General features: G+C 39.5%; 9 protein-coding genes. 8 read left to right on the forward strand and 1 reads right to left on the reverse strand.

Annotated features, from left to right (window positions below; translation table 11 throughout):
• Positions 1-7: 7 nt before the first annotated feature.
• From ACIQXP_RS21780 to ACIQXP_RS21790, 3 genes are all read left to right on the forward strand, one after another.
• Positions 8-1,558, forward strand: coding sequence for a SusD/RagB family nutrient-binding outer membrane lipoprotein (locus tag ACIQXP_RS21780; protein WP_293742358.1), 1,551 nt, complete (start codon positions 8-10; stop codon positions 1,556-1,558).
• A gap of 20 nt (positions 1,559-1,578) precedes the next feature.
• Positions 1,579-2,385 (forward strand): DUF4397 domain-containing protein, encoded by an 807-nt coding sequence (locus tag ACIQXP_RS21785; RefSeq protein WP_293742357.1) that lies wholly within the window; start codon positions 1,579-1,581, stop codon positions 2,383-2,385.
• Between the two features lie 68 nt (positions 2,386-2,453).
• Positions 2,454-5,084, forward strand: coding sequence for a T9SS type B sorting domain-containing protein (locus ACIQXP_RS21790; RefSeq protein WP_387507754.1), 2,631 nt, complete (start codon positions 2,454-2,456; stop codon positions 5,082-5,084).
• A 47-nt stretch (positions 5,085-5,131) separates the two neighbouring features.
• On the opposite strand, the gene ACIQXP_RS21795 is transcribed toward ACIQXP_RS21790, so the two are convergent.
• Positions 5,132-5,734 (reverse strand): porin family protein, encoded by a 603-nt coding sequence (locus ACIQXP_RS21795; RefSeq protein ID WP_293742355.1) that lies wholly within the window; start codon positions 5,732-5,734, stop codon positions 5,132-5,134.
• 243 nt (positions 5,735-5,977) lie between these two features.
• On the opposite strand from ACIQXP_RS21795, the gene ACIQXP_RS21800 reads away from it, so the two are divergent.
• The 5 genes from ACIQXP_RS21800 to ACIQXP_RS21820 all read left to right on the forward strand — a co-directional run bounded on the left by ACIQXP_RS21800 (position 5,978) and on the right by ACIQXP_RS21820 (position 13,273).
• Positions 5,978-6,193 carry a hypothetical protein gene (locus ACIQXP_RS21800; protein WP_145857900.1) on the forward strand — a complete coding sequence of 72 codons (216 nt, stop codon included), beginning with the start codon at positions 5,978-5,980 and terminating at the stop codon, positions 6,191-6,193.
• Between the two features lie 70 nt (positions 6,194-6,263).
• A complete protein-coding gene (locus ACIQXP_RS21805; RefSeq protein ID WP_293742354.1) occupies positions 6,264-7,115 on the forward strand; it encodes a carboxylesterase family protein in 852 nt (283 codons plus the stop codon).
• 191 nt (positions 7,116-7,306) lie between these two features.
• Positions 7,307-8,998, forward strand: coding sequence for a S41 family peptidase (locus tag ACIQXP_RS21810; RefSeq protein WP_293742353.1), 1,692 nt, complete (start codon positions 7,307-7,309; stop codon positions 8,996-8,998).
• Positions 8,999-9,022: 24 nt separating this feature from the next.
• A complete protein-coding gene (locus ACIQXP_RS21815) occupies positions 9,023-10,348 on the forward strand; it encodes an alpha-L-fucosidase (RefSeq protein WP_387507749.1) in 1,326 nt (441 codons plus the stop codon).
• A 318-nt stretch (positions 10,349-10,666) separates the two neighbouring features.
• Positions 10,667-13,273: a glycoside hydrolase family 2 protein gene (locus ACIQXP_RS21820; RefSeq protein ID WP_387507746.1), complete on the forward strand. Its 2,607-nt coding sequence runs from the start codon at positions 10,667-10,669 to the stop codon at positions 13,271-13,273.
• Positions 13,274-13,404: the final 131 nt, after the last annotated feature.

The following is a 13,404-nucleotide window of genomic DNA, read 5'->3' on the forward strand; positions in this document are numbered from 1 at the left end:
AATTAAAATGAAAAAGATATATATATTATTTGTCGCTACCGCAATCATGATCGGCTCGGGTTGTAAAAAGTATTTGGATATTAACACCGATCCGGCAACACCACAGGATCCTGAAAGCAGGACATTGACGCCACCGTTATTTGCGCAGATGGAAAGAGGGGTTCAGTTCGACTCCAGGTATCTGGGAGGCGTTATCCAGTACTTCGGTGGCGCTGTAAATGTTGGAGAATCTCACGGGTGGATCCCATCGAGTGATGCTGCAGGCGAAATCTGGCGGACAAATTATTATGGTTTAGGCGCTAATTTAAACCTGATTATTGATAAATCAACGGCTAAAACAGAGTGGAACTACGTAGGCTTGGCTCAGGCCCTTAAAGCCTGGAGTTGGCAGATTACAACTGATTACCATGGCGATATTATCCTGAAAGAGGCTTACGAGCCAAACCGTTATGTGTTTGATTACGACCCACAATCTGATGTGTACGCTGAAGTGGTAAGATTAGCTAATCTATCAATTGCTAATTTTAGCAGAACGGATGGCGCTGGAACTGTAGCTAAATTGGCGCCAGCTGATTTAATATATGCAGGAGACAACGCCAAATGGATCAGGTTTAATTACGGTATTTTGGCAAGAAACGCCAACAACCTTATTAATAAAGCAAGTTATGATCCAGCTAAGGTTATTGAGTATGTAGATAAATCCCTAACGAGCAATGCAGATAATTTTATCGTTCCGAATTTGGGCACAACAGCCACAAATGGTAATTTCTTTGGCCCATTAAGAGCGAATTTAGCATCATACCGCCAAACGAGAATTATTGTTGGTTTGTTAGATGGAACCTATCTGGTTGGAACACCGGGCGCCGTGATTGATCCACGTAGAAACAATATGATTACCGCTTCTGCTGATGGTGTTTTCAGGGGTACTGCACCAAATACTTCAGATCCTGGAACTGCTGCTGCTAAAAACCAAATTCCTAATCCCTGGGGTAGTTTAGGCTCGGCTAATCCTGGTCCTACTTTTGGTAAATACCTGTTTAAAGATAATGCAGGCTTTCCAATCATGACCTATTCGGAAATGCAGTTTATTAAGGCAGAGGCTGCATTCAGAAGTGGAAATACAAGCTTAGCGTTAGATGCTTATACCAAAGGGATTTCGGCCAGTATAGATTTTGTTAGCGCGTTGGGTACACCAATTACTTCTGCTGATAAAACGGCTTATTTAACCAGCGCGGCGGTAAAACAAACGGCAGCAACATTGACATTAAAGGATATCATGTTGCAGAAATATTTGGCACTTTATGCTTATGGTTTCGTCGAAACGTGGAGCGATCTGCGTAAGTACAACTATTTTGATGGTGATTCTAAAGGAAATAATCCATATTTAGGCACCTTCTTTTTTCCTGCTTCGTTTTATGCTGATAACGGAGGTAAGCCAATTCAGCGCTACCGCCCACGTTACAATTCGGAGTACATCTGGAATTTAGAGGCGCTTAAAAAAATAGGGGGCGACCAACCTAATTATCACACTTTTAAAATGTGGTTTTCTCAACCGTAACGGATCATAAATAAAAGAAAATGAAAAAAATATTATACTTAATTGCGGTTTCTACATTATTATGTGCCGCATGTAAAAAGCAGGCTTTAGTTGAAAATACCGTATACGAAAAAATCCAGCCGGGTGATCCGAAATATTCTTACATAAAAATTTTGAATGTAACGCCAAATAGCCCAACCGTTAACTTTTTTGTAGATGGGACCAAGTTTTCTGCAGGACTTTCATCTTTGGGTGTCGAAAATGCAGGGTATAATTACGCAACAGCTACGTCCTTATTTCCAGATCTTGGTTACGCAACTACCACTCCAGGATCACACAAGTTAACAGCAAAAATCATAGCTTCGGCAAAAACCGATGCAGGATTGGAGGTTTTTAATACCTCGATAAATCCGCAGGCAGGAAAATATTATACAATTTTTACTACAGGGCAATACAATACCACCACAAAGCAAATACCGTCATCGCTGGTAGTTGAAGATATCAAGCCAGCTTTGGATACCTCGAAGGTTTTTGTTCGTGTTATTAACTTATATGATGGTAGCCCCAATGTTGATCTGATTAAAGGTGATGTTCCTACCGGACCAAAAATTATTTCAAACGTGGCTTATGGAACATCTTCTGGCTGGGCAGAAGTACCTAACCCAGGTTCTGGCACGGCACCAAGCATTAAATATCTTTTATATAACACCGCAACGGGAGGAGCGGTTATTGCAGGTACATTTACCCTGTCTTTATCAAAGGGGCGAGCTTATACACTGTATCTAAAAGGAGTAGTTGGTAATACAGCTTTTCCGCCAACCATTACCAGTTACACCACATTTTATTAGTTAAAACTGTCTCTGTTTTAAACCAAGTCGATTATCGTCTTGGTTTTTTTGTATAAGGTTATGATTACATGAGAAAACTATTGCTGATTTTCCTTCTGATTATTTTTAGCAAAAGCTTAAATGCTGCCGTTTTCACTGTGGTCTCTAATGCAGATGACGGTGCAGGAAGCCTGCGTGAAGCGATTAGTCTGGCAAATGCAAATGGAACAACTGTTACCGATTATATCCATTTTAATTTGTCTGGAAACAATGCATCAGATGTAACCATCACCTTAGAGAGCGAACTTCCTATATTGAGTTCTAACCTGATTATTGACGGCACTTCTCAGCCTTTTTCTGCATTTTTGAATCCGAATATTAAAATTGCTTTGTTGAGGGTTGTTGACCCTTACTTTAATGGTTTAAGACTGGATAATGCCAATCATGTAGAAATATACGGAATTAGCTTCAGTAATTTCAGAGCTGATCCTTTGGGTCCTATCGAGGAAAAAAAAGGTGCAATTTATCTTTACAATTCGGCAGATATCATTATCGGCGCGCCCGGTAAACCAAATTGCTTTGGGGGAAATTATGCCGGAATTCTGTCTCCCTTTGTTATTCCACGTAAAGATGTTCAGCGGATTAAAATATCTTCCAATATCTTCGGTTTAGGGGAAAATGGGATCAATAATGTGGCCAACGAATCAGGAATTGATGTCAGTTTTTTAAAAAACAGCGTGATTGGTGGAGATAGCCCACAAGAAGGTAATCTGATTGCGAACAATCTCCGAAACGGCATTGCACTTGGAGGTGCAGACGGAACAATTAAAATAGCCAATAATATTGTTGGGCTGGATAAAAACCTTGTACTCAAAGCATCAATGGCAGCAAATGGAATTTATGTCAATGGTTCAACCTGTATTCCCAATATTTTTAACAATACAATTGCAGGTCAGGCAAAGGGTATTTTACTTGATTATGTAAATGGAGGTTTCACCATCGTTGATAATCATATTGGGACCGGGTTATTAGGTACAGAAAGCTACCCTAATGAAATTGGTATTCATATTAATTTTTGTTTAGCTGGAACGATTGGCGGATTAAATAATTCGGATGCAAATACAATTGCCTTTAATAAAACAGCTGTGATAGTTGAGATATCGTATCCTATTTCCATTTTAAAAAATAGTATATATTGTAATGATGCAGCCATTACTTTAAAAAACCTCCCTTTGGGTAAGGTAGTTACCCGGTCGAGGATTACAACGATAAATGCTACAACTGTTAGCGGGACTTACCTGCCTAATTCGAAAATTGAATTATTTTATGTTGATGATTGTGGCGATTGCGAAGGTAAGACATGGATTGCCACCATCGCGACAGATAATGTAGGCAAATGGGCTTACAGCGGTTCAATAACGGGTAAAGTTACGAGTACAGGAACCAATCAGGACGGTGCAACTTCTACTTTTTCAAAGCCTTTTATCAATGATAGCGGAGTTCAGAAATTTGGCACTTATTGTGGTTTATCAACGGCAGCTATTAAAAATTTAGAAGTATATGATGCAAACATTTTCAGATGGTACGATGCAGCTGGCAATTTGGTTGGTGTTTCAAAAAATTTGGAAGGTGTTACTGCCGGTACATATTACTTGAAAGCAGGACAAGACGGGGCTTGCGATGTAACATCGGCGTCGTATACCATTGATGCGAAAGATAATGGGATAGATGATACGAAGAAAATAATTACTGATGAACTTTGTGGTGCATCAAATGGAAGTATCAAAGGAATTGGTATAGTTAACGATCTTCCAAAAAGGTGGTATAGTGCTTCTGGAAATTTTCTGACTACAGCTGACGATCTTGAAAATGTGCCGGCAGGCAGTTATTATTTTAAAGCAGGCGTTGGTGTTTGTGAGATTACTTCGGAAGTATACATGGTTAAAAACACCATTAAAAACTTTAAGGTTAAAAATTTTGAAATAGTTCCGTCTAGTTGTGGTAAAAAAAATGGGAAAATAATAATCAGCAACTATCAAGCTGATATACCAACGAAATTTGAGTGGACCAGTCAAAGCGGAGAACTTGTTGGAAATGATGAAAATTTAATTGATGTTCTTCCGGGTACGTATACTTTAAATGTTTCTGATGGCAATAATTGCGCTGACATTGCAGGTACTTTTACGGTGGGGGATGAAATATTGCCAATTATTGATTTAACGAACTTACAGTCTCACAATAGCTGCGATGGAAAAAATCTAAGTATAACGGGAATAGAGGTAAATGGCACTACGGCACCATATCATTACAGGTGGATTGATGAAAATAATGACGTTGTTTCTATTGAACTCCTCTTTAAGGGATTGAAAATCGGTAAATACCAGCTTCTTGTAGCCGATAAATTTGGTTGCGAAGTAAGGAGTAGGTTTATTGATTTTAACCAGATTAAAAATATACCGCTTCAGATACCGAATGCTATAACACCTAACGGAGACGGTATAAACGATACCTGGCAGATCACCGGATCAGATAATTATCCAAACGCTGAATTCTCTATTTATAACAGATTAGGAATGCGGATATTTTATTCTAAAGGATATCCTAAACCTTTTGATGGGGTTTATCAAAATCAGCTACTTGCTGTTGGCGTATACTACTATGTAATTGATTTGAAAACAGATTGTGGCATCATTAGCGGCAGTTTGACCATTTTGCAATAAAAAAGGCAGCCCTTAGCCGCCTATTATTACTTGTTCTCTTGTAAAAACTACAAAATCTTAAACCCTAAACTCAATTGAAAAAGGTTTGGTTTTTGGCTGTATTTTTCGCTTTTGCTGATGTTTGATAAACCAGCCTCGTAGCGTAAATCAACCGAAATGCTACCCACATCTACACCTGCACCAGCTTGTAAACCCAATGCCTGGTTTTTATAATTGCTAAAATCTGTGGCTTGCTGATAGGCAGAACTAAAAGAAGAATTTTCATCCAGAACAAATGAAATAACCGGACCGGCCATTAAACGGAAATTTAAATTTTTAGCGCCAAATTTTGTTCCCAATAAAACAGGGATATCCAAAGTCGTGAATTTTACTTTCCCTTCTGCAGATACCTCATTGCCATTATCCTGTTGAATGCTGATAAATTTATTGCCTTTGCTGCCAATATAAGCCTCAGGCTGTACATAAAAACTGGCGCCACCAATACGCGCCCAGGCACCGATCTGATAACCTAAGCGGTTTTCTTCACTTGCGAAATCTGCATTTAACTTAGCCAGATTTACACCTGCTTTAACCCCAAGGTTAAAAGTTTGTGCCTTTGATGTTGCCCAACCCAGGGTTAGGAAAACAATGGAGAAAATGATTTTTTTCATGTTGTTAATTTGTTTTTTAGTTGTGATACCAAAACAGTGTTCAAGAGATTTTATGTGTGTTTGCGCTCATGGTTTCTTTTATATCCTTGCTGTTTTCTGTTCCGGGATTTGGTTTTATAACGCGCATTTAACACAATTATCGTGCAATTTTTTTTTGCGGATAGCTACTTTTTTTATTCCGTTACATAAAAAGGTATCAACCTGAAAAAATAATTTTTACTTTTGCATCAAACAAAATATGCCATGGCTAATTTTCAACTTACTCCCGAAACCGCATTTAAGGTAAAAACTAAATTTTTAAGAAAATACCGCGATCTGGCAAATGAGCCTTTGGAATTTACACCTGGCAAAGAAGATCAATTGGTTGAAGATTTAATGCGTTTGGTAAAACGCGACCGTACCTACATCGAATTTACCATCCAAAAAGCACTTGCCGATACTAAAGGAAACAGGCTTTAAGATTTTCATTTTTTCAGCATCTCATTTTTGTTTAAACTTTCTGTTGGCCATTTAACACGTAAGCCGCTCCATGTATTTTGCCCTTGTTATACAACGAAGTACTTTAACATTAGCATTCTTACTTTGGTTAGTGGCGTTTACAGCAACCGCACAAAAACAGGTGTTTAACGATGCTTTCACAGATAGTTTAACCTCAGCGCAGACAAGAAAAGAATTAAATAATTTATCTGCCAATGACTACCTTAAGCAAACTTTAAGAAAAGGAAAGCAATCGATTAATTACAGATTGCTATTGCCGGCGAAGAACAGCAATCAGAAGAAGTATCCACTGGTGATTACGTTTCACAACTCAACACGGATAGGGACAGATAATGAAAAGCAATTAGAACCATTAGCCAGGATCTGGTTACGGCCAGACATACGCCGGAGGTACCAGGCATTTGTAATTGCTCCGCAGTTTCAAACACGGTCATCAAATTATTATCCGGATTCTGTAAGAAATTGCTTAATCTCGAAGCCATCTGACGATGTACATTTATTATTGGATTTGATCCGTGAGGTAAAAAATAAATATCCTCAGATAGATACTAACCGTATTTATCTGGTCGGTTATTCTATGGGGGCATCTACGGCACAGAACCTGATGAACATGGCTCCTGAAACTTTTGCCGCCATGCTTTCAATTGCTGCAGTTCCCGATTTTGTTAATATAAAAGCAATAGGTCAGAAGCCGATCTGGTTAATTCATGGCAGGCAGGATTATGACAATCCTTATGAGGGGAGCGAGTATTTATATCGCGCTTTAAAAGGCAATCGTAATCTATTGTTTACGACTTATAATAAGTTAGATCATAACCTGATTACAATTCCATTATTGCTTACACCTCAAATACCGGCCTGGTTGTTTTCCCAGCATCAATAGAATACACTGCCTTGGCCTTGAAGCTGGTATTTAAATGGCCTGTTGCGTAACGCTCAATTTACGCTTTGCCCTCTAGCGGTCGTTTTTTATATTTATCGCTTTTTGTACATTTACATTGTATATAACACTAAATATCTTTCAAAAAGGCGGTAGATTATTGGCCCGCATCAGCGAAATTAAATAAAAGGGGAATGAAGAAACTAAAATACGGTCTTTTAGCAGCAGGTTTTGGGGTGGCTGTTTTATCTTTTTCGTTTAAAGAAGATTTATTTCTGGTATCTAAAAACCTCGATATTTTTGCTTCGCTCTACAAAGAAATCAATATCAACTACGTTGATGATACCAATGCTCCTCAACTGATGAAAACCGGTATCGATGCCATGTTGGATAGTTTGGATCCTTATACCGAATATGTGCCTGAATCTGAAATTGAAGATTATAAGCTGAAATATGTAAGCACGCAGTATGGTGGTATTGGTGCCAGTACTGTTTTTATTGATGGGAAGCTTTTTATTAACGATATCAGTGAAGGTTATCCGGCTAATAAAAGCGAGCTTAAAGCAGGCGACCAGCTGGTGAGCATTAACGGAATCCCGGTAAAGGGCAAAAACCGTCAGGAAATTAGTCAGCTTTTACGTGGCCCCAAAGGCACAGCGGTAGATTTGCTGGTGGTTAGAGAGGGTAAGGAAATAACGAAAAAACTGGTAAGAGAGGAAATCAAACAGCCCAATGTTTCTTATTCAGGAATGGTAGGTGATGGAATCGGTTATATCAAACTTGATAAATTTTTGGAAAATTCCGGACAAGAGGTTAAAGATGCTTTGTTAGCCATTCAAAAAGAAAATCCAAAAGGAGTTGTTTTAGATTTAAGAAACAATGGAGGTGGCATTTTGCAGGAAGCAGTTAAAATTGTGAACCTTTTTGTAGATAAAGATCAGCTTATTGTAACCCAAAAGGGTAAAAATGCTGAGAAAACCATTGCCTACAGAACACTTTCAACCCCGGTTTCAACGTCAGTTCCATTGGTGGTGCTCGTAAACGGAAATTCTGCCTCAGCGTCAGAAATTGTGGCGGGTTCTCTGCAGGATTTAGACCGTGCCATCGTGATCGGGCAGCGGAGCTATGGTAAAGGCCTGGTTCAGCAAACATTTAATCTCCCTTACAACAGCCTGGTTAAAGTAACGGTTGCCAAATATTATACACCTTCCGGCAGGTGCATTCAAAAGTTGGATTATGCACATAAAAATGCCGACGGTGTAGCGGAGCGTTTTGCCGATTCTACCATGGTAATGTATCCAACTAAAGCAGGTAGAAATGTATATAGCGGCAATGGCGTTTACCCGGATATTGTGGTGGATGCTGCCAAGTTAAGCCCAATTACCATTTCGATGATCAATAAAAGCCTTTTCTTTAATTATGCCAATCAATACAGGAAAGAAAAACCAACATTAGCTTCGGCCAAAACCTTCCGGTTGTCGGATGCAGATTATGCCGCCTTCTCCAGTAGCCTTGCCGATAAAGACCTGTCTTACCAAAGCCGGACCGAGCGGTTACTATCCGATCTGCGTGCAGAGGCTGAAAAAGAAAATAAATCTGAAGAAGTAAAAACCGATCTCGAAAATCTTAAATATAAACTTACTTCGTCTAAAAAAACCGACCTCGTAAGCCATAAAGCAGAAATTAAGCGGGTTTTGGAAACACAGATCGTAAGTCGTTATTTTTACGAGAAAGGAAGGATTGAGCAGAGCTTTCAATACGATAAAGAATTGGCTGCGGCGAAGAATCTTTTTGCTAATCAATCGCAAATGCTGGCCATTTTGAAAGGCGATGGGAACTATAAGGTGATCGGAAAACCAACCAGAGCCACTGCGTCAATAGATTAAACCTAAAAACCTATACCATTTCTTATGAAGAAATTGACCTTATTGGGCCTTGTGCTATTTATTGCATTACAGTTAAATGCGCAGGATTATACACCAACAGCCGCTAATTTAAAACAAAGAGCGTGGTTTAATGAAGCCCGGTTCGGCTTATTCATCCACTGGGGACCTTTTAGTATACCCGGAAGTGGCGAATGGGTAATGAATGATCGAAAGCTTACCGTTCATAATTATACCAACCTTAAAGATTTTTTTAACCCTGTAGAATTTAATGCGGCAGAATGGGTAAGCATGGCAAAAAATGCCGGAATGAAGTACATTACATTAATTACCCGTCACCACGATGGCTTTAGCATGTGGGATACGAAATATTCTGATTTCAATATCATGAATACCCCTTATAAAAAAGATATTGTTAAAATGATGGCTGATGAATGCCATAAGCAAGGTGTACAATTGTATTTATACTATTCGCTTCTAGATTGGCGCAGAGACGATTATCCGCATGAAACCGGACGTACAGGGCAGCATTCAGGCCGGACCGGTAAAGGAGATTACGCCAGTTATTTGCAGTTTATGAAAAACCAGTTAACCGAGCTCTTGACCAATTACGGCGAAATAGGGGGGATCTGGTTTGATGGGCACTGGGATCAGACCGAACCAGAAGGATCGAAAGACAGAACCTCCAGGATTGATTGGAAATACAATGAGATCTATGGTTTGATCCACAAACTTCAGCCACAGTGCATGATCGGTAATAACCACCACTTAACGCCATTTCCAGGTGAGGATTTCCAGATGTTTGAACGCGATCTTCCAGGCGAGAATAAATCCGGGCTAAGTTTTCAAAAAGCATCAGATAAGCTGCCATTAGAAACCTGTGAAACCATTTCAAATTCGTGGGGTTATAATTTGAGCGATACCTACTACAAATCCGATAGAGAGCTGGTGCATATGTTGGTTAAAGCAGCCGGTTTGGGTTCCAATCTTTTACTGAACATCGGCCCGATGCCGAGTGGCAAAATCCAGCCGGAATTTCAAGACCGTTTGGCGGGCTTAGGTGCCTGGCTTAAAATTTACGGTGAAAGCATTTATGGGACAAAAGCAGGGTATATTAAACCTCAGAACTGGGGAAGCATTACGCAAACCAATAAGAAAATTTATATCCACATTCTGGATGGCAAAACCACCAGGCTTGATTTGGAAAACATTCCGGTAAAGAAAATAAAAAAAGCATATTTGCTAAAAGATAAAAGCGGAGTAAACTTTGTTTTCAAAAAATCGAAACTCACTATTGATACGGTACCAAATACAGATGCACCAGATCAGGTGATTGTTTTGGATATTGAGTAAGGCATTTGTAATCGTTGAACATAGTGAAGGATCTTTTTACCAATATTTTTAACGGCCAGCCAGCTTAAATATTTTCATATCGTAAAATATGGCATTCAATTTTAAATCAATCGTTTTATTAATAGTAGTCGCCTGCAGTTAATAATCTTTTTCTTTCAAAAAGGGTTAAGAACCAAGGCTTTTAAGTAAAACCCACAATTTTTGATCCTTTTAAGTTAAAATAAAGGTAAAACGTTTTATTTTTAGCGCGTTAATCTGTTATTGGAAACCATAAGCATACATCAATTCAAAAAACATTATCGATTCTACTTTAAATAAATGAAAAATATATTTCTACTGTTCATATGTTGTTCAGCCTTTTTAGTCAATGCACAGCAACGATACGAGTTAAACTCGGGCTGGGTTTGTGCCAACATCAAAAATACCCAATCCAGCGGTCTGGAAATTTCTAAGACTAGTTTTTCGCTTAACAGCTGGATGCCCGCAACGGTGCCTGGAACGGTTTTAACCACTTTGTTGAACAATAAAAAAGTGCCTGATCCATTTTATGGAATGAATAACGAAAAGATTCCTGATGTATATCACACAGGCAACGACTATTATACCTATTGGTTTGTAAAAGATTTTCAGGAGCGCGCAATCGGGAATGAACAGGTTTGGTTACAGTTCAGGGGGATAAATTATAAAGCCGAAATCTATTTAAACGGGAAAAAGGTCAATCCGAAAACGCAGGTGGGCATGCACCTCAGGGCGCAGTATAATATTACCAGATTGTTATCTCCCAATGGAAAAAACAGGCTTGCTGTAATTGTTTACCCGCCAGATTTTCCCGGCAACCCGAATGGTGGCCAGGGGGGCGATGGAATGATTGCCAAGGGTTTAACCACCCAATATACTGCAGGCTGGGACTGGATTCGGCCTACCCGAGATCGCAACACGGGCATCTGGGATAAGGTAACCATCGAGAAAACCAAAAGCATCAACATTCAAAATCCGCAGGTAATCACTTTGGTGCCGGGTAAACGTTTGCCGGAAGGCAAGCAAAGCCCTGCCACGATTAAAGTTTCGGTTGAAGTAGAAAACCCAACCAATCAATCTGTTTCAGGTATTTTACAATACCAGATTGCTGGAAAATTGGTTAAACAGCGTGCAACTATTGCCGCAAATAAAACTACAGCGGTTAAATTTCCTGATTTACAGCTCGAAAATCCGAAATTATGGTGGCCGAGCGGATATGGACCGCAGAATCTGTATGATGTGAAAATTGAATTTATAGCGTCCAATCAGGTATTGGATCAGGATCAGCTTAAAGTTGGGGTCCGCCAGATTGATAACATCTGGAATGAGCATACCGGGAGTATGGGTGCTTTTGTAAACGGACAAAAAATTTTTATTAAAGGTGGTAACTGGATCATTAGTGATGCCATGTTACGCTTTAGCGATGCCCGTTACGATGCAGAAGTGCGTTACCATAAAGATATGAATCTTAACCTGATCAGAATCTGGGGTGGGGCGATTCTTGAAAGACCTGAGTTTTACAATGCATGTGATAAGTATGGCTTGCTGGTTTTTCAAGATTTCTGGTTTAGTGGCGATTGTAACGGCCGCTGGGTAGACCCAATGAAAAAGGAAGACCAGTGGACACGCAGAAATTATCCGGATGACCATCATCTAACCTTAGCTGCTATGGAAGATCAGATCAAAATGATCCGAAATCATGCCTCCCTTGCTTTTTGGTGCGGAGGGAATGAAATTACCCCACCCGAAGATATTTTAGAGCCATTGAAAAACGATATACTGCCACGCCTGGATGGTACCAGGAAATTTTTCGATTTTTCTAACAGTGATGAAATGTCGTATAATTCCATTGGCGGAAACGGCGATGGTCCGTACGGTATTCAGGATATTAAAACTTTCTGGGGAACGCGAACTTTTCCTTACAACTCGGAGGTCGGTTCTGTAGGGGTGGGTGATTATGCTTCCTTGCTCCGTTTTATTCCAGAGGAAAACCTGATTGCACCACAATACAAATCTAAACCCGATTCGGTGTGGGATTATCATAAATATATCTCATATGAGCAATACCTGAACCCATATGGTAAGCCAAAAAGTGCCGAAGATTTTGCAATGAAGGCGCAACTGGCTAATTACGATCAATACCGGGCTTTGATGGAAGGTTTCTCTAACAAAATGTGGGATTGGTATACCGGCTCCATCATCTGGAAAACACAAAACCCATGGACGGCCATGCGCGGGCAGATGTATGATTATTACCTTGATCCTAATGCGTGTTTATATGGCTTAAGGAAAGGAAGTGAGCCTTTGCACGTGATGATGAACCCTTTGGATAGCATGGTTACGATTGTGAATAATGGGTTTTCTACAAGAAATAACCTGATGGTCCAGGCAAAAGCTTACGATATGGACGGCAAAGATTATTTTTATTCTCAGGTCTTTAATTCCGTTGGTCCATCTTCAGTAAGAAGACTTTTTCCTATGAATGAGTTTTTAACCAAACTGGATAAAAAGGAGGGTGTATTTGTTTCATTAAGAATTTTAGATCAGAAGCAAAATATTTTAAGCGAGAATTTATATTGGCTCCCCGGAAAAGATGGCGAGTATTCGGGCTTGAAAAATATCAAAAGAACGCCTTTAAAAATTGCGGCTATCCATCAGAAAAATGGAAAAGTATCGGCAACCTTAAGTAATGCAGCCGGAAATCCTGTAGCATTTTTTAACCGGATTGCGTTAATAAATGGGAATACCGGCGAACGTATACTCCCGGCATTTTATAATGATAACTATGTAAGCATTTTACCTGGAGAAAGCAAAACGATAAATGTAGAATATGCAGGTAAACAAAGTAATCTGGCGATAGAGGTATATGGCTGGAATGTAGAAAAGCAGAAAGTAAATATTCAATAATAACAAAGAACCCCACCGTTAGTCGGGATTTGTAATCCCGGCCGTAGAGTTAAAGATTTTTAATCCTCAAAGGTTGATCGCGTGATTTGTTTTTTGGAAATGATGGGTTCTGGTGTCTTGGCGCATTGTAG

This window comes from Pedobacter suwonensis (genome assembly GCF_044762335.1).
Lineage (GTDB): Bacteria > Bacteroidota > Bacteroidia > Sphingobacteriales > Sphingobacteriaceae > Pedobacter.

Excerpts from the sequence above, each read along its gene's own strand:
- ACIQXP_RS21810 (WP_293742353.1), top strand. The coding sequence starts at position 7,307 with ATGAAGAAACTAAAATACGGTCTTTTAGCAGCAGGTTTTGGGGTGGCT.
- ACIQXP_RS21815 (WP_387507749.1), top strand. The coding sequence starts at position 9,023 with ATGAAGAAATTGACCTTATTGGGCCTTGTGCTATTTATTGCATTACAG.
- ACIQXP_RS21790 (WP_387507754.1), top strand. The coding sequence starts at position 2,454 with ATGAGAAAACTATTGCTGATTTTCCTTCTGATTATTTTTAGCAAAAGC.
- ACIQXP_RS21795 (WP_293742355.1), bottom strand. The coding sequence starts at position 5,734 with ATGAAAAAAATCATTTTCTCCATTGTTTTCCTAACCCTGGGTTGGGCA.
- ACIQXP_RS21820 (WP_387507746.1), top strand. The coding sequence starts at position 10,667 with ATGAAAAATATATTTCTACTGTTCATATGTTGTTCAGCCTTTTTAGTC.
- ACIQXP_RS21805 (WP_293742354.1), top strand. The coding sequence starts at position 6,264 with ATGTATTTTGCCCTTGTTATACAACGAAGTACTTTAACATTAGCATTC.
- ACIQXP_RS21800 (WP_145857900.1), top strand. The coding sequence starts at position 5,978 with ATGGCTAATTTTCAACTTACTCCCGAAACCGCATTTAAGGTAAAAACT.
- ACIQXP_RS21785 (WP_293742357.1), top strand. The coding sequence starts at position 1,579 with ATGAAAAAAATATTATACTTAATTGCGGTTTCTACATTATTATGTGCC.
- ACIQXP_RS21780 (WP_293742358.1), top strand. The coding sequence starts at position 8 with ATGAAAAAGATATATATATTATTTGTCGCTACCGCAATCATGATCGGC.